Origin of the sequence: Bradyrhizobium yuanmingense (assembly GCF_900094575.1) — a bacterium.
Lineage (GTDB): Bacteria > Pseudomonadota > Alphaproteobacteria > Rhizobiales > Xanthobacteraceae > Bradyrhizobium > Bradyrhizobium yuanmingense.
In genome coordinates, this window is record NZ_FMAE01000001.1 from 106798 (window position 1) to 124049 (window position 17252).

The following is a 17252-nucleotide window of genomic DNA, read 5'->3' on the forward strand; positions in this document are numbered from 1 at the left end:
TCACTTCTCCGCCATCTTGTTTGCGGCGGCCGCATGGATCGCCGCACGAATGCGCGGATAGGTGCCGCAGCGGCAGAGATTGCCGGACATCACCTGGTTGATCTGCTCGTCAGTCGGTTTTGGGATCGATGCAAGAAGCGAGATGGCCTGCATGATCTGACCGGTCTGGCAGTAGCCGCATTGCGGCACCTGATGCGCGATCCAGGCCTGCAAGACCGGATTTTGGTCCTTGTTGTGCAAGCCTTCGAGCGTGACGACCGATTTGCCCGCGACCTCGCCGATATGGGCCTGGCAGGACCGCACCGCCTTGCCGTCGATGTGAACGGTGCAGGCCCCGCATTGCGCGACCCCGCAGCCGTATTTGGCGCTGGTGATGCCCAGTTCGTCACGCAGCACCCACAACAGGGGCATCTCGGGCACGACGTCGACCTGGCGCTTGATCCCGTTCACCTTGAGCTCGATCATGCCGATATGTCCTCTCGCCTACCTGGTCGCTGCAACAGCAATGCTCGACGCCCATTGCGCCGTATTTCCGAATCCTGCTGGATCATGCGCAATCCCTGCGGAATGGCTTTCGAGCCAATCGGCTTTCACCTCCGCCTGGCCACAGCACAATTCGCGATACTGCCCTGGGGTGAGATTTGCGGCCTTGCGGAATACGCGCGTGAAATTGGCCTGCGAGCCGAAACCGAACTCCAGGGCAATCTCGACCAGCGACAGGTGGTCGCGCGCGAGCTCCTCTCGCGCGGCGTGGACGCGGCGATCGGTGACATAACGGTGCGGTGACAGTCCGGTCGCCTCGCGAAACAGCCGGGAAAAATGATAGGGGCTGAGGCAGGCTTGGGTCGCCAGATCCTCCAACCTGATATCGCTGCCGAGAGACGCCTCGATATAGTCCAGCACGCGCTGCAGGCGTCGCGCGTCGAGCGCCGGCGACTTGTCGGGCGCGCGCCAGCGGTCGATCGTGTAATTGCCCAGGAGATGCGCCGCGAGGGTGACCTGGATCCCCTCCACGAACAGCGCGTCGGTCGGCTGGCGCGGGCGATGGAGCAGATCGCGAAGCGGCGAACAGATGTGGAAGAGCACCTGGTCCGCCAGACCGTGCGCATAGGCGATCTCGATTTTGGCCGGATCGATGTCGAAATCCGCAAGTGCACTGTGGTCGAGCAGCGCGGGCGGCAGATAGAGATGAAGACATTCCATCCGGTCGGAAAGCTCGAGGTGGCTCTCCTGCGTGCCCACAGGCACGAGATAACTCATGCCCGGACGCGCGAGGCTTTTCTGGATTTCGCCGTTGCCGGCGCGGGACACCATCCCTCCGCCCGACAACAGCATGACGATCTCGGTGCAGATGGGAACGGGCGTTGCCTGACGGCCCGCCTCGAACTTGCGATGCTCGATGCTCAGCCCCGGCCAATCATTGACCTCCGCGAGCTTCTCGCTGTTCTTGTATTTCTCATCACCATGCGTCACGAGCGCCATCCCGACCTCCGCTTTGTTGCGGCGATTCCCGGCCCCGTATCGCGCGAGCGATCATTCCATCCGGTGGTGAGTTGCAGCCCCGGTCACTGCCACGCCGATCGCGAATTACTCACAAGCTGCGCCAGCGAAGTCCAGAGGCGGCACGGTTAAAAGAGGTAAAAGCCAGCCAAGGCAAAGGCTTGGCGCCAGACGTGTTCGGCTTCGCAAGCTTGATCTCCTCGCACCTCAGCAAGATGCGTGCGTCATCGCGCAGGAATCGGAAATATCGCAATGCGGGCGTGCGCTAGTGAAGGCGCACCAACGACAATGTCGCCGTATAGAGGACAGGAGCCTGACATGAAGCCGCTTACCTCCGCGCTTGCCGCGTTGTCGATCGCAACCGCCGCCCCCGCGGCCGCGGCCGACAGGAATGTCTCGATTGTTCTCGTGCACGGCGCCTTCGTCGATGGCTCGGGCTGGAAGGACACCTACGGCATCCTCTCGGAGGCGGGCTATGAGGTGCTCGTCGTTCAGCAGCCGACGATCACGCTTCGCGACGATGTCGCCGAGACCGAGCGCGTGATCGCCAAGGCACGGCATCCGGTCATTCTGGTCGGGCATTCCTATGGTGGGATGGTCATCACGGAAGCCGGCGACAATCCCAAGGTTCGCAGCCTGGTCTATCTCGCTGCCTTTGCTCCTGACGCCGGAGAGTCCGTCAGCACGCTGGCGGAAGCCCCGGTGCCCGCCGGCGAGCACAAAGCTCCGCTGGTCACCGAGGGCAATTATCTGCTCGTCGACCGCGCAAAATTCCCCACCTCTTTCGCGGCCGATGTCGACCCGGCCACGACCCGCTTCATGGGCGCCGCGCAGCTGCCCTGGGGATTGCAGGCGGTGCAGACCAAGGTCGATCGCGTGGCGTGGAAGACGAAGCCGACCTATTACATGGTGACGAGCGAGGATCGCATGATCCCGCCGACGGCACAGCGCACCATGGCCAAGCGTTCCGGCGCGAAGGTGACGGAGATGAAGAGCAGCCACGCCGTCATGCTGTCGCATCCGCGCGAGGTCGCGGCGTTCATCAGAAGCGCAGACACGTCAGCGACCGACTGAGATCGGCTGCGCCGCACACCGACGGACTTGGCCCTCGCAGACAAGGACTAGCAACATGTCCCTCAAGGATATTCTGCCGGGACGACTAGGGTTCGGCGCGGCGCCGCTCGGCAACATGTTCCGCGACATCCCGGAGCGGGAAGCGCTCGCGACGGTGAACGCAGCCTGGGACGACGGCATTCGCTATTTCGACACCGCGCCGTTCTACGGCGCGGGGCTTGCGGAGATCCGCATCGGCGCCGCACTCGCCGGCCGGCCGCGGAGCGACTACGTGCTCACACCAAGGTGGGCCGCCTGATCCTGGACGAGATCGAGGACGTCGATGCCCGCGACCTCGGCGAGAAGGGCGGCGTATTCAGGTACGGCCGCCCGAACCGGATCGTGAACGATTATTCCCGGGACGGAACGTTGCGCTCGATCGAGGACAGCCTGAAGCGGCTCGCGACTTCCCACATCAACGTCGCTTTCGTGCACGACGTTGCGCAGGATTTCTACGGCGACGAGTGGCTCTCGGTGTTCGAAAGCGCCCGCAAGGGCGCCTTCAGGGCGCTCGACCGGCTGCGCGACGAAGGCGTGGTCAAGGCGTGGGGACTAGGTGTCAACCGGGTCGAGCCGATCGAGCTGCTGCTCGCGCTCGAAGAGCCGCGCCCCGACGGCTTCCTGCTCGCGGGCCGATACACGCTGCTCGACCATGCAAGGGCGCTGCAGCGGGTGATGCCGATGGCCGCCGAGCACGAGCTCGCGATCGTGGTCGGCGGCCCCTACAGTTCCGGCGCGCTCGTCGGCGGCCCGAACTTCGAATATGCGCCGGCGCCTCCCGAAATCCTCAAGAAGGTGGCGCGGATCAAGGCGATCGCAGACCGCTATCGGATCAGCATGAAGGCGGCCGGCCTGCAGTTCGCGCTCGCCAATCCCGTGGTTGCCGCCGTCATTCCCGGTGCGAGCCGCCCAAGCCGCATCGCCGAGGATCGCGCGGCGCTCGAGGAAGCCATCCCGGCGGAGTTCTGGCGCGAGCTGCGCTCCGAGGGGCTGGTCAGCCCCGCAGCTCCGCTTCCCGCCGCTGATTAACCAATCCACCGAACGACCAAGGAGAGCAACATGACAGATGAAACCGACAACACCACCGAGATGGGTCGCCGCGCCCTGCTTCAAACCGCCGGCGCCGCCGTCGTCACCGGCATCATAGCCGGCACGGCAATCGACGCACGGGCCGCGACACAGGATGCGGAGCGCGACGAGGCACCGCTCGGCGCGCGGCTCCAGGGCGTCCAGCATTTCGGGCTGACGGTCCAGAACATGGAGCGGGCGTACCAGTTCTACACGGAGGTGCTTGGCGGCACCGAGGTGTTCCGGCACGGCGACTTCCAGGGGGACGGGGTGCAGAATACGCTGCTGGCCGACCAGGAGATCGAGGCGAACGCACGCGGGATCAATCCGCGATCAATTGGCGTGCCCGACTTGCGAAGCGGGGCACAGCGGCTCGATGTCCGGTTCATCCAGTTCGACAACATGGTGCTGGAGCTGCTGCAATATCGCGAGGCTGATCAGCCCATGGGCAGCGCCAAGAGTTTCGCCGAACCGCTGGAGCACATGAGCCCGGCCTTTCCGCGCATGATGCACATCTGTTTCTATGTTCGCGACGATGTCGACTTCAACAAGTTCATTGCGGATCTCGAAGCGGAATCGGCGCGCCGCGGCATGACGCAGGTGAGGGCGAACCGCACCATCCGCGTCATGACGGAAGCGGATCGCAAGGCCGCGCCCCGCAGCACCAACACGAACCGGGTGACCGCCGAACCCTCGAACGGCTGGGAGTTGATCTATTGCAAAGGACCCGAAGGCGAGCAGCTCGAATTCGTCAAGGCGCTCGGTCCGGTCAAGAAGCGCTTCAGCGAGGCCTTGGCAAAACGGCAACAGAAGATCCTGCGCTAGATTCTCGTGCGGGGCGGCTGTCAGGTGTCCTGGCTGGTCACTCTGCGATCCAATCACATGTCGAGGACTTCACCATGCAAACTCTCGTCCGCAACTCGCTTGCCGCCCTGCTGATCGCCTCCGTGGCGCCGGCGACGCTTCCGGCCATGGCTCAGGAGGCGCCGCGCATGCACTATGGGGAGATCCCGGAGGGGGCATATTCCGTGGTGGCCCAGGTGCGCGCCAAGCCTGGAAAGGAAGACATGCTGCGTGCCGCCACCTTGCCGCTGATCGACTTGGTCCGCGGCGATCCCAAGAACCTGATCTATTTCCTTCAGGAAGACCGCGCCAAGCCGGGCCACTTCATCTTCTACGAAGTGTTCGCCAGCCAGGCCGATTTCGACGCACACAACGCGATGCCTTATGTGAAGGATTGGTTCGCCAAGCTTCCGGAACTTGCCGACGGCGGCGTCGAAGTCATGCGCATGGCCGTTCTTGGCAAGCCCAAAAAATAGCCGAGCCGTCCGGCGCGCGCGTGTGTCAATTGTCCTGCGGCAAATCGTACGACCCGGAAGGGTTCCCTTCAAAAATATTGCAGTGCATGATAATACCAGTCGATCTATTCGATCGATTGGCAATGATCAATGCGGGCTGCCACGGAGACACGACAACGGGGCACAGGCCGGCGGGAGCTAACCTACAGCTTCGGCTCCTTTCGACTGATACCCAGCCGCCAGTTGCTCCTTCTCAAAGGGCGCCCCGTCAAGCTGGGCGGACGCGCATTCGAGCTTTTGCAGCTGCTGGTGCAGCGCTGCGGCGAGCTGGTCAGCAAGAACGACCTGATGGCGGCCGCCTGGCCCGGCACCTTCCTCCACGACAGCAATCTCAAGGTCAACATGTGGAGCTTGCGGCGTTCGCTGGGAGATACCCAGATCGAGCCCGTCTACATCGCGACCGTGGCGCGACGCGGATACAAGTTCATCGCCGAGGTGCAGATCAGCATCGGCGAGGTCGAGGACGATCTTGCGCTCGCCGAACCGCTTCCCTCGTCTAGTCCGCCATTGCTGCGCGGCATCGTTGGTCGTGAAGCGGAAGTCGACGAAATTACCGGTCTGTTGACCGGCAACAGGCACGTGACCCTGGCGGGCGCCGGAGGAATCGGCAAGACGACGGTTGCCTTGGCTGTAGCCCAGGCGTTTGCGCCACAGTGCCGCGACGGCGTGTGCTTCGTCGATCTCGCAACGATCTCCGACCCGACGCTATTCGGCGCCGCACTGGTGACGGCATTGGGCATCAGGGGCAATCCGGACAACAGCCTGGCTGCGGCCATCGACTATCTGAAACCGCGGCAGATGCTGGTCATTCTGGACAATTGCGAGCACGTCTTGCCAGCCGCAACGATCTTCGCCGGCAGGTTCATGGCGGAGGCATCGCCGTCCAAGCTGCTTGCGACGAGCCGCGAACCGCTCGGCACCGCCACCGAGCACGTCGTCCGGCTCGGCTCCCTGGTCTCACCCAAACCCGGCCACGCCCTGACCCCAGATCAAGCCGTCAGGTTTCCGGCAGTGCAATTGTTCGTCAGCCGCGCCGCCGAATGGGCGGACTACCAATTCGTCAATGATGATTGCGAGGCCGTTGCCGCAATCTGCCACTCGCTCGACGGCCTCCCGCTGGCCATCGAATTGGCGGCAGCCCAGATCAGCAGGTTCAATCCTCACCAATTGGTGGAGTTGCTCGACCAGAATTTGGGTTTTCGTGCCCCCGCCGCCGATGGCGCGCCGCCGCGTCATGAAACGCTGATGGCGACGATCGACTGGAGCTTCAGACTGCTGTCGCAGCGGGAAGCCAGACTGTTCGGCCTGCTCTCGGTGTTCAGCGACGCATTCGAGGTCGAGGACGCGGTCTTCGTCGCCGAAGCGGCAGGGCTCACGCCGGTCGACGTCGTCACCGGCCTCGGCAGTCTCGTTGCCAAATCGCTCCTGAGCGCGCAGGCACATGGCGCGAGCCTGCGCTATCGCCTGCTCGACAGCACATGCCGCTATGCGAGCGAGCGGCGCCGGGCCGATCCTGCCTGCGACCAGGCGCTGCGCCGTCATGCGCAACGTGTCCTCACGCTGTTCGAGCAGTCCGAGGAGGAGTGGAACTGGCGCGAGCCGGCCGATTGGACCCAGCGTTACCTTGGCCGCATCGCCGACTTGCGCGCCGCTCTTTCATGGGCGTTCGGCGAGCACGGCGATGCCGTACTCGGGATCAGGCTCACGGTTGCGGCGATCACCTTGTGGTCGGAGACGTCGATCCTGTCGGAAGCGCAGGCGCGGTATGCGGACGCGCTCGCATTGGCCAAGACCGTCCCGTGCGACGATCTGTCGAAGACAAAACTCGCCTGCGCCCTTGGGTGGAGCCTCTTCTACGCCCGCAAGATGTCGAATGAGAACGAGATTGCCTGGCTCGATGCCATCCTCTTTGCAAAGCGGGCCGGCAACATCGAATATCAGCAGCGGGCGCTGGTCGGGTTCGGCTTCTACCTGCTGCAGATCGGCCAGGTCGAGCGCGCCATATCTTATCTTGAAGAGGCCACTGAGCTCGCCGACCGCGATCGCGATCTGACGGCGACGTCCGAAGCCGATCGCGCGCTGGCCTGGGCTCGCGCTTTTGCCGGCGAATTGAGCAGGAGCCGCCCTGTTCTCGACCGTCTTGCAGCGACCTACTCGCTGGCCGAAGGGCGTTCGCGCAAGGACGCGAACGAAGTCTATCGGTTCATCACCGTCCGCTTCAATCTGCCCTTCGTCGCGTGGATGCAAGGGCAAGCGGACTACGCGGCGAGGCTCGCCAAGGACGCCATCGATGCCGCGGACCGCAGCGGCCATTGGGTGTCACAGTCGAACGCATTTGGGCTCGCCGCCCTTCCCGTTGCGCTCGAAACCGGCAATCTTGACGCGCTCGCGAGCTACACTGAGCGATTGCGTCGCAACCTTGAACGCGAGCGCATCTCACGCTGGGTTCCGGTCGAGCGCTATTTCTCCGCATGCCTTCGCGACCTGCGGGGCGATCCACGCGCGGTGGAGGATATTCGAGCCGCGATCGACGAACTGACAGAATGCCGGTTCTTGATGCGGATCGGCAGCTATCTCGCGGTCCTCGCCCGCGCCTATCTGAGGCAAGGGCGGATCGCGGAGGCGCAAGAAGCCATCACGCGGGCGATCGAGCATCAGGAACGCCAAGGCGAGCGCTGGTGCCGTCCGGAGCTCCAGAGAGTTGACGCCGCGATCCTTCTCCACACCGGCGAGCCGCTGCGCGCCGAAAAGCGGTTTCAGCAAGCGCTCGCGGAAGCGCGCAGGATAGGCGCGCTGACGTTCCAATTGCGGATCGCGACCGATCTCGCGGCACATTGGATCGCCACCGACCGCAGATCCAAGGCTGTCCGGCTGCTCTCGCCGATCTATCACGAGTTCACCGAGGGGTTCGGGACACCGGATCTGCTTGCGGCCCAGCGCCTGCTGCAGCCGACCGCGAGCGGCTGCAGCGACCATCGCAGGATGGAGCCGGTACACGCTGGCGACGCATAGCTGGCCTACCGCCGCGCTCGCTGCCCGCGCTTTACGCTCCCGGAAATTCCTGATCCTCTCCTCCCAACAAGCCGGATCAACCGGCCTTGCCAGGGAGAGAGACGCCATGAAGCTCGGCACCGCCATTGCGGAAATCATGAGGCGCGAGGGGATCGAGATCCTCTGCGGCTATCCGGTCAATCATCTGATCGAGCACGCGGCCAAGGCCGAGATCCGGCCGGTGATGGTGCGGCAGGAGCGCGTCGGCATCCACATGGCGGACGCCATCTCGCGGGTGACGTCGGGGCGCAGCATCGGCGCCTTCTGCATGCAGCACGGGCCGGGCGCGGAGAACGCGATGGGCGGCGTGGCGCAATGCTTTGGCGAATCCGTTCCCGTGCTGGTGCTGCCGATGGGCTATCAGCGAAGGCTGGCGCATATCGAGCCGAACTTCAATTCCAGCGAGGCGATGAAGCCGTTCGCGAAATCGTCCGAGCCGATCATCCTCGCGAGCGAAGTCGTCAACATCTTCCGCCGCGCCTTCACCAAGCTGAAGAACGGCCGCGGCGGGCCCGTCATCGTCGAGATCCCCTCGGACATGTGGAACGAGGAAGTGGCGGAGCCGCTGAACTACACGCCGGTGTTGCGCACCCTACGGCGCCGACCCCGTTCACGTCACGGAAGCCGCCAGTCTGCTGGTGAACGCAAAACGGCCGGTGATCTATGCCGGCCAGGGCGTGCATTACGCGCAGGCCTGGCCGCAGCTGAAACGGCTCGCCGAGCGATTGGCGATACCCGTCACCACCAGCTTGGGCGGCAAATCATCGTTTCCGGAGACGCATCCGCTGTCGCTCGGCTCCGGCGGCCTTGCAGTGCCGCGCGCGGTGCCGAAGTTTCTGGCCGAGGCCGACGTCATTTTCGGCATCGGCTGCTCCTTCACCGAGACCAATTTCGGCATCGCGATGCCGAAGGGAAAGACCATCATTCATTCGACGCTCGATCCCAATCATCTCAACAAGGACGTCGAAGCGAAGATCGGCCTGGTCGGCGATGCCGGCCTCGTGCTCGACGCGCTGCTGGAGGAGATCGGCAAGACCGTCACCGCGGATCGCGATGCATCCGCCGTCGCGGCCGAGATCGCAGCCTCGCACAAGGAATGGCTGGCGAAATGGATGCCGAAGCTGACCAGCAATGACGCGCCCTTGAGCCCCTATCGCGTGCTGTGGGATCTCCAGCGCACCGTGGACATCGCGAATACGATCATCACCCACGATGCCGGCAGCCCGCGCGACCAGCTCTCGCCGTTCTGGCGATCGGTCGAGCCCCTCACCTATCTCGGCTGGGGCAAAACCACGCAGCTTGGTTACGGCCTCGGTCTTGCGATGGGCGCCAAGCTGGCAAAGCCCGACAAGCTCTGCATCAACGTCTGGGGCGATGCTGCGATCGGCTTCACCGGCATGGATTTCGAGACCGCGGTGCGCGAGCGCATCCCGATCATGTCGATCCTGCTCAACAATTTCTCGATGGCGATCGAGCTGAAGGTGATGCCGATCTCGACCGAAAAATATCGCTCGACCGACATTTCCGGCGACTACGCCGCGATGGCCCGCGCCTTCGGCGGCTACGGAGAGCGGGTGACGCGGCCGGAGGACATCGTGCCCGCGATCAAGCGCGGCATCGCGAAGACGAGGGAAGGCGTGCCGGTGCTGCTGGAGTTCATCACAGCCAAGGAGACCGAGGTGTCGCGGCCCGGCACGTGAGCGGAGCCGGTGCGGGCACGGCTGCGAGCCGCTGGCTCCGGCCGCAGAAGTTGTGATAATCCGGCCCGGTGCCGCGCACGCCGCGGCATCAAGCTGGACCGGGAATGACGACCGTTTTGCAGGAAATCGAGGAACTCGAGCGCCGATTGCGGTCGGCCACCGCCGAGATTGCGCAGCTGCGGGCCGAGCTTGCGACGGCTCGGGATCGCCAGAGCGCCAGCGCCGAGATCCTGCGTACCATCGCGGCCTCGCCGTCCGATGCGCGGCCGGTCTTTACGGCGGTCGCCGCCAGCGCAAAGCGCCTGCTCGGCGGCTTCTCCGCCACCGTGCTTCAGTTCATCGGCGACGAGCTTCACCTCGTGGCGTTCACGCCGACCAATCCGGAGGCGGACGCGGGGCTCAAGGCGTCGTTCCCGCGCAAGATCGCGGACTTCCCGACTTTTGGCCTCGTGCGGGAGGGCCAGACGATCCAGTTTCCCGACAGCGAGGCGGCCGACGTCCCTGAACTGAACCGGGAGCTGGCGCGGCTGCGCGGCTTCCGCAGTGTGCTATTCATGCCGCTGATGAACCGGGGCGCGCCGGTCGGCATGATCAGCGTCACCCGCGCCGAGCCAGGATCATTCGCGCCCGACCTCGTCCAGCTGCTGCAGACCTTCGCCGACCAGGCCGTGATCGCGATTGAGAACGCGCGCCTGTTCAACGAGACGAAGGAGGCGCTGGAACGCCAGACCGCGACGGCCGATATCCTGAAGGTGATGGCGGCCTCCCCGTCCGACGTGCAGCCGGTATTCGAGGCCATCGCCACCAACGCCAACCGGCTGATCGGCGGCTTCTCCACCGCGGTGCTCCGCTATATCGACGGTGCCGCGCACCTTGCGGCATTCACGCCGACCGATCCGGCCGGCGATCGCGTGCTCCAAGCGTCCTTTCCGGTGCCGTTCGCACAATTTCCGCCCTACCAGCTGGTGGCCAATGGTGCCGCCGCTCAACTGCCCGACACCGAGCTCGAGCCGGCCGCGCGCGACATCGCGCGGGCCCGCGGCTATCGCAGCATGCTGTTCGCGCCGCTGATGAGCGAAGGCGAAGCCATCGGCATCATCATCGCGACGCGCCGCGCGACCGGCAACTTCGCCGAGCATCATGTGCGCCTGCTGCAGACCTTCGCCGCCCAGGCCGTGATCGCGATCAAGAATGTCAGCCTGTTCAACGCGACCAAGGAAGCACTGGAACGTCAGACTGCGACTGCCGACATTCTCAAGGTGATCGCGGCTTCACCGTCCGATGTCACGCCGGTGTTCCAGGCCATTTCCGACAGCGCCAAGGCGCTGATCGGAGCGCACTCCTCCACTGTCACCCGCGTCGTCGACGGCATGCTGCATCTGGCCGCCTTCACGACCGACAATGAGGCCGGCAATGCGGATCTGCTGAACTCATTTCCGACGCCGCTGTCCTCATCGGGCATTCACAGTCGGGTGGCGAGCAGCGGCGAGTATGCCTTCCGCAGCGACATGCAGAACGCGCCTGATCTTACCGAGGCCATGAAGGAGCTGGCGCGAACACGCGGTTATCGCAGCATCCTCGTGGTGCCGATGCTGCGCGATGGCCTTGCGATCGGCACCATCGCCGTCACGCGGCGGGAGCCCGGTTATTTTCCGGACAAAGCCATCAACCTGCTCAAGACCTTTGCCGACCAGGCCGTGATCGCGGTCGAGAACACGCGCCTGTTCAACGAGGTTCAGGACCGCACCAGCGAGCTCGCCAAATCGCTCGATGATCTCCGCGCCGCGCAGGACCGCCTGATCCAGACCGAGAAGCTGGCGTCACTGGGCCAGCTCACGGCCGGCATCGCGCACGAGATCAAGAACCCGCTCAACTTCGTCAACAATTTCGCCTCGCTCTCTGCCGAGCTGACCGAGGAGCTGAACGGGGTGCTCGCGCCGGTCCCGCTCCCCGAGAACGTCCGCAGCGAGGTCGACGAGCTGACGGGGCTTCTGCAGGACAACCTCGGCAAGATCGTGCAGCACGGCCGCCGCGCCGATTCCATCGTCAAGAACATGCTGCTGCATTCGCGCGAAGGCGGCGGCGAGCATGGGCTGAGCGACATCAATGCATTGGTCGAGGAGAGCCTGAATCTCGCCTATCACGGCGCACGCGCCGAGAAGCCCGGATTCCACGTGACGCTGAAGCGCGCGCTCGATCCAGCGGCCGGACAGGCCGAAGTGTTTCCGCAGGAAATCACCCGCGTGCTCCTGAACCTGATCTCGAACGGCTTCCACGCGGTCATCAGGCGCAAGGCCGACGGTGCCGCCGGTTACGAGCCGATTGTGACCGCCGCGACGCGCGATCGCGGCGATGACGTCGAGATCACGATCCGCGACAACGGCACCGGCATTGCCGACGATGTGAAGGAGAAAATGTTCAATCCGTTCTTCACCACCAAGCCAGCCGGCGAAGGCACCGGCCTCGGGCTGTCGATGACCCACGACATCGTCGTGAAGCAGCACGGCGGCACGATCGACGTCGCGACCGAGCCGGGCAAGTTTACTGAATTCACGATCGTGCTGCCGCGCAAGAGTGGTCTGTCAGGCAATAGCTGAGGTTGAATCGCGCGGTGGGTGCTTTCGGCAAACTGGCGTGGCTCATTCGGCGGCAATTGCTGTCGTTCTCCGGCGTCGGCCTCATGCTCGGTGCCCTGTTCTTCGCAGCCGCGCTGACGCCGACGCTGATCCCGCGGAGCTATCTCACGCAGGGCGCCATCGCCGGCGCCTGCTTCGGGATCGGCTATCTCGCCGGCAACGTCTGGCGCTGGCTGTGGCACTATCTGGAATTGCCCGAGCCGCCGGCGCGCCTGAGATCGACCGCAAACGCGCTGGTGGCGGCCGCCTGCCTGCTCGTCGTCATTGTTTTTCTGTGGCGGGCGGCCGGATGGCAGAACTCGATCCGCACCGTGATGAAGATGGCGCCAGTCGAGACCGCCCATCCGCTCAAGGTCTGCGCCATCGCCGTGATGACGTTCGTCGTGCTGCTGGTGCTGGCGCGGCTGTTCGCGCTTGCCGTGCGCCTCATCGCCGCGCGTGCGAGGCGCGTCATTCCGCGGAGGATCGCGAACGTCATCGGCGTGCTCGCCGCGGGCCTGTTGTTTTGGTCAATCGCCAGCAATGTCCTGATCCGCACGGCGTTCAACGCGCTCGATGTGTCCTTTCGCGAAGTCGACGCCTTGCTCGAGCCCGAGCGGCCGCAGCCGACCGCGCCCGAACGAACGGGAAGTGCCGCCTCGCTGGTGAAGTGGACGCAGCTTGGACGCATGGGGCGCAGATTTATTGCCTCGGGGCCGACCGCAACGGAGATCAGTGCCATTACAGGAAGGCCCGCGCTGGAGCCCGTGCGGGTCTATGTCGGCCTTGGCGGCGCCGAGACGGCGCAAGCGCGCGCCCGGCTTGCGCTCGACGAGCTCAAGCGGCAGCACGGGTTTGAACGCGACACACTCATCGTCGTTACGCCGACCGGAACCGGCTGGATCGACCCTGCCGCGATGGACACCGTCGAATATCTCCACCATGGCGACGTCGCCAGTGTCGCGATGCAGTATTCCTATCTCAACAGTCCGCTGACGCTGCTGTTTCAGCCCGAATCCGGTGCAGAGGCGGCGCGCGCCCTGTTTTCGGAAATCTACGGCTACTGGGCGACGCTGCCGAAGAACCGGCGGCCGAAGCTGTACCTGCACGGACTGAGCCTCGGCGCGATGAACTCGGAAAAATCCGCAGAGCTGTTTGAGATGATCGGCGATCCGATTGCGGGCGCACTTTTGAGCGGCGCGCCGTTCGAAAGTCGCATCTGGCGCTCGATCACGGCAAACCGCAATCCGGGCACGCCGGCCTGGCTGCCGGAATTCCGCGACGGCCGCTTCGTGCGCTTCATGAACCAGAATGGACCGACGGTGCCGGCAGATGCGCCCTGGGGTCCGATGCGCGTCGTCTATCTGCAATATGCGAGCGACGCGATCACCTTCTTCGCCTATCACGACGCCTATCGGGCCCCTGACTGGATGACGGCGCCGCGCGGGCCGGATGTGTCACCGGAGCTGCGATGGTATCCAGTCGTGACAATGCTGCAGCTCGCCCTCGACATGGCGGTCGCGACCAATACGCCGATGGGCTTTGGCCATGTCTATGCGCCCGAACATTACGTCGATGCCTGGGTCGCCGTCACCGATGTCCATGATTGGTCCCCCGACGCGCTGGCGCAGCTCAAGACCCATCTTGCAGCGGCGGCGCGAAAGGCCGCCGAGGGCAATGTCGCAAACGAGCCTTACGCCGATCGAGGCGGCTAGCCTACTCGGCCATCTCCACGGACTGCTTGGCCGACGGTCCGGCCAGCGGCCGCTCCTCCATCGCGATCAGGCACAGCGCAGCGATCGTCATCAGCGCGGTGGCGGCGCCGAACACGTAGCGGAAGGCGTGCCGCATGTCGTCGGCGGGTATCGCGACGGCGCCCGCGGCGTGATGCTCGCCGGCGAGCGGGACGTCGGTGCCGAGCGCGATGAGCAGGATCGCGGCGAAGGCCGCCACCGTGAACGAGGACATCAGCGAGCGGAAGAAGTTCATCGCGCCGGTGATGGTGCCGACTTGCGGACGCGCCACCGAATTCTGCAGCGAGACCACGCACACCGGAAAAGTCGTGCCGAGTCCCAGCGCGAACGCGGCCATCAGCAGCAGCAGGCCCCAGAGCGGCAAGGTGGTGACTGTGAGGGCGAGACCGCACAGCGCGGCCCATGACGTGCCGATGATGGCGACGCGCTTGTAGTGCTTGGCCCGAGCCATGGTGCGGCCGGCGACGGCCGCGCCGACGGTCGAGACCGCCGCGAGCGGGATCAGCGCAAGCCCCGCCTCGCTGGCGGTGAGATGATAGACCTGCTCGTAATAGAGCGGCAGCTGCACGGTCAGGCCGGTGATCGCCCCGAGGCCGCAGCCGCCCGCGGTCAGCGCGAACGGCGCCACCGATCCCGTCAACAAGGGCAGCGGCAAGAACGGCTCGTCGGCCCGCCGGGCGTGCCACACGAAGGTCACCGCGAGCGCGACGGCACCGCCCACCATCGCCAGCACCGTCGGCGAAAGCCAAGCATAGCGCGTCCCGCCCCAGGTCAGCACCAGCATGAAGACCACGGCGGACGCCATCAGCAAGAGGCCGCCGAGCCAGTCGACCTTGCGCTTGCGGTGGAACACCGGGATCTTCTTCATCTTCGGCAGCAGCAATGCGAGTGCTGCGGCCGCAAGCGGCAGGTTGATCCAGAAGATCATCGACCAGTGCAGATGCTCGGCGAACACGCCGCCGATGACCGGGCCGAGGATGCCGCCGACCATCCAGACGCTCGAGAAATAGGCCTGGTACTGCCCGCGCTCGCGCGGGCTCACCACGTCGGAGATCACGGTCTGCACCACCGGCATGATGCCGCCGCCGCCGAGGCCCTGAAGCCCGCGTGCCAGGATCAGCATCGGCATGTTCGGCGCGATCGCGCACAGCACCGAGCCTGCGACGAACAGGCTGAGCGAGATGATGATCATGACGCGGCGGCCGTAGATGTCGCTGAGCGTGCCGAACACCGGCGCAACCGCAGTCGAGGCGAGCAGATAGGCGGTGATCACCCAGGACAGATTGGAGACGTCCTGGAACTGGCGTCCGATGGTCGGCAGCGCCGTCGCCACGATGGTCTGGTCGAGCGCGGCCAGGAACATCGTCAGCATCAGGCTGATGACGATGGTGCGGACCTCGTCGGAGCTCAGCGGCACCGGCGGGGCGATCGAGGGCGCGTCGTCGACGCTGATGACCTCGCTCGGCAGGCGGGACAGCTCTTCGGCAATATCGTCGGGCAAGGCCTGGATGTCGGCAGAATCGCTCTGCCGGTCGAACTTGTTCATCTCGATCGGGCGCCGTGACGCGGTGCAACACCGCGAAGGATTCGTACTATGCAGCCCAATGTAGAGGGGAAATTTCTTCCCAGGCAGGCACCGCGACGCATGGGTGCATCCCGTCGACGCATCCTCGCGGCTCCGTGATCGACAGGCGGAGCGGCGCCGTATTGAGGTACTACTTGGAGTCTGAGCGCCCCCAGCCCGCTAAAGCTCGATCGGCTCCAGCAAGTTGATCAGATGCGGTTTGCCGGGATCAACGATGACCACTTTCTTGCCGAACTTGGGATTGCTCCGGAACAGAGCGCCGAGGCTGTGCTTTTCCGGCGACCAATTTTCTCGAACCGGCTTCTTGGTTGCCGGATTCTTCTTCTTGCGCGCCTTCTCCTTCGCCTGCTCCGTTTCCCAGTCGGCTTGGCGCTCGATATCTATCTCGTCAATCGGGTAGGTCAGGTGGATCGTGTATTCGGCGTCGACGCCCCGTGCTTTCAGCAGCATTTCCAAGGTCGCTCGTTCCGGGTTACCGTGCTCGCCATCGCCTGAAAAGACGTAGTGATCGGCAGGCACACGTTCGAAGAAGATCGTCTCCATATTGTTGTCGCTGCCGTGGTGAGGAACTTTCAGGACGTGGACATGCCGTTTCCAGTTCTCCTTCTTCTTGTCCGCGTCCAAGAGCCCCGCCAGCTCCATTCCTTCCAAAATCTTGTCCCCGCGCGCGTCGCCGGTCAGCAGCATGCTCTTGCCGCCCATTTCAGCCAGAACGACGATGCTGGAGAGATTGGGCACCGACTTGTCGACGAATGCCGCCAGCATTGCTTCCGGGTTTTTCTTCCCCTGCTTTTGCTCCCTCAGCCATTTGTCATGGGCCTCCTGAAGGGCCAGCAATTCCGGCTGCATCGGTCCGGCCACGGTCATCTTGAGACCGCCATCCAACGTCACCGCTTCCGTATCCCTCGTCGCGAGGATCAGCTCGCCGTCGAATTTGTGGTTCAGTTTCCATTGCCGACGCGCTGGCGAGCGCCGTTGCAACACTTCGCGATCATCACGCAATTGACGGCCTTGCGAAATGCCTGCGAGAACATCCACCGTCTGATGCACCTCTTCCTCGTCAGATTCTTCGTCGGGCTCGATTGCGTCAAAATCCGGCCTGCGCGCAGTGCCTGCCTCGAATGACGCCGGCCCAAATCCGGACAACAGTTCTTCAGGCGCAGTCGTAAGCAGATCGTCAAAGCTGTTGTGCCACAGGCTGGCGACCTTGAGACGGAGATCGGGACTGTTGCCCAGCTGATCCGCCGTTAGTTCGAGAATGCCCCTGATGTGATCGTCGTCGATATGACTGATCATCACAACGTCTATCGGCAAGGGATCATTCGGCTCCAATTCGCGCGAACGGTGAATCTGCGCGATTCTCGGCGCCAGATGTGGCTTATAGACCTTGGCAGGTCCTCCATCGATCAGCATCAGATGCGGATCGTCAGCTGTTCCGAAATGAAGGATCAGGCAATCGCCTTTGCGGGCACGCAAGACGTCAAGGCTAAAATGCATCGCATTCCTCC

Annotated in this window: 10 protein-coding genes and 2 pseudogenes; 8 read left to right on the top strand and 4 right to left on the bottom strand. The window is 64.3% G+C overall.

The window, feature by feature from the left end; translation table 11 throughout:
- Both GA0061099_RS00470 and GA0061099_RS00475 read right to left on the bottom strand, forming a co-directional pair.
- Positions 1–465, bottom strand: a complete 465-nt coding sequence (locus GA0061099_RS00470; protein WP_036023261.1) for a (2Fe-2S)-binding protein — start codon at positions 463–465, stop codon at positions 1–3.
- Between the two features lie 18 nt (positions 466–483).
- Positions 484–1482: a helix-turn-helix transcriptional regulator gene (locus tag GA0061099_RS00475; protein ID WP_244429314.1), complete on the bottom strand. Its 999-nt coding sequence runs from the start codon at positions 1480–1482 to the stop codon at positions 484–486.
- A 336-nt stretch (positions 1483–1818) separates the two neighbouring features.
- Between GA0061099_RS00475 and GA0061099_RS00480 the strand changes: the two genes are divergently transcribed.
- The 8 genes and pseudogenes from GA0061099_RS00480 (at position 1819) to GA0061099_RS00515 (ending at position 14120) form a co-directional block, all read left to right on the top strand.
- The gene (locus GA0061099_RS00480) at positions 1819–2574 is read left to right on the top strand and encodes an alpha/beta hydrolase (RefSeq protein ID WP_036005822.1); all 756 of its coding nucleotides are present in this window, start codon (positions 1819–1821) and stop codon (positions 2572–2574) included.
- Positions 2575–2629: 55 nt separating this feature from the next.
- Positions 2630–3642: pseudogene (locus tag GA0061099_RS00485) on the top strand (aldo/keto reductase).
- Between the two features lie 30 nt (positions 3643–3672).
- The gene (locus tag GA0061099_RS00490) at positions 3673–4506 is read left to right on the top strand and encodes a VOC family protein (RefSeq protein WP_036023257.1); all 834 of its coding nucleotides are present in this window, start codon (positions 3673–3675) and stop codon (positions 4504–4506) included.
- 74 nt (positions 4507–4580) lie between these two features.
- A complete protein-coding gene (locus tag GA0061099_RS00495) occupies positions 4581–5000 on the top strand; it encodes a putative quinol monooxygenase (RefSeq protein WP_036023255.1) in 420 nt (139 codons plus the stop codon).
- 222 nt (positions 5001–5222) lie between these two features.
- Complete coding sequence (locus GA0061099_RS00500; RefSeq protein ID WP_050995890.1) at positions 5223–8051, top strand: ATP-binding protein; 2829 nt, start codon at positions 5223–5225, stop codon at positions 8049–8051.
- A gap of 106 nt (positions 8052–8157) precedes the next feature.
- Positions 8158–9790, top strand: a pseudogene (locus tag GA0061099_RS00505) (thiamine pyrophosphate-requiring protein).
- A gap of 104 nt (positions 9791–9894) precedes the next feature.
- The gene (locus GA0061099_RS00510) at positions 9895–12387 is read left to right on the top strand and encodes a GAF domain-containing sensor histidine kinase (protein WP_036023247.1); all 2493 of its coding nucleotides are present in this window, start codon (positions 9895–9897) and stop codon (positions 12385–12387) included.
- Positions 12388–12470: 83 nt separating this feature from the next.
- Positions 12471–14120 (top strand): alpha/beta hydrolase, encoded by a 1650-nt coding sequence (locus GA0061099_RS00515; protein ID WP_050995889.1) that lies wholly within the window; start codon positions 12471–12473, stop codon positions 14118–14120.
- A gap of 1 nt (position 14121) precedes the next feature.
- Here the strand turns inward: GA0061099_RS00515 and GA0061099_RS00520 are convergent, their stop codons facing one another.
- Positions 14122–15705, bottom strand: a complete 1584-nt coding sequence (locus tag GA0061099_RS00520) for an MDR family MFS transporter (protein ID WP_036023245.1) — start codon at positions 15703–15705, stop codon at positions 14122–14124.
- Between the two features lie 198 nt (positions 15706–15903).
- Positions 15904–17241, bottom strand: coding sequence for a ComEC/Rec2 family competence protein (locus GA0061099_RS00525; protein WP_036023243.1), 1338 nt, complete (start codon positions 17239–17241; stop codon positions 15904–15906).
- Between the last annotated feature and the right edge of the window lie 11 nt (positions 17242–17252).

Coding starts and splice junctions, on each gene's coding strand:
- GA0061099_RS00490 (WP_036023257.1), top strand. CDS start 3,673: ATGACAGATGAAACCGACAACACCACCGAGATGGGTCGCCGCGCCCTG.
- GA0061099_RS00510 (WP_036023247.1), top strand. CDS start 9,895: ATGACGACCGTTTTGCAGGAAATCGAGGAACTCGAGCGCCGATTGCGG.
- GA0061099_RS00520 (WP_036023245.1), bottom strand. CDS start 15,705: ATGAACAAGTTCGACCGGCAGAGCGATTCTGCCGACATCCAGGCCTTG.
- GA0061099_RS00525 (WP_036023243.1), bottom strand. CDS start 17,241: ATGCATTTTAGCCTTGACGTCTTGCGTGCCCGCAAAGGCGATTGCCTG.
- GA0061099_RS00515 (WP_050995889.1), top strand. CDS start 12,471: ATGCTCGGTGCCCTGTTCTTCGCAGCCGCGCTGACGCCGACGCTGATC.
- GA0061099_RS00470 (WP_036023261.1), bottom strand. CDS start 465: ATGATCGAGCTCAAGGTGAACGGGATCAAGCGCCAGGTCGACGTCGTG.
- GA0061099_RS00480 (WP_036005822.1), top strand. CDS start 1,819: ATGAAGCCGCTTACCTCCGCGCTTGCCGCGTTGTCGATCGCAACCGCC.
- GA0061099_RS00495 (WP_036023255.1), top strand. CDS start 4,581: ATGCAAACTCTCGTCCGCAACTCGCTTGCCGCCCTGCTGATCGCCTCC.
- GA0061099_RS00475 (WP_244429314.1), bottom strand. CDS start 1,482: ATGGCGCTCGTGACGCATGGTGATGAGAAATACAAGAACAGCGAGAAG.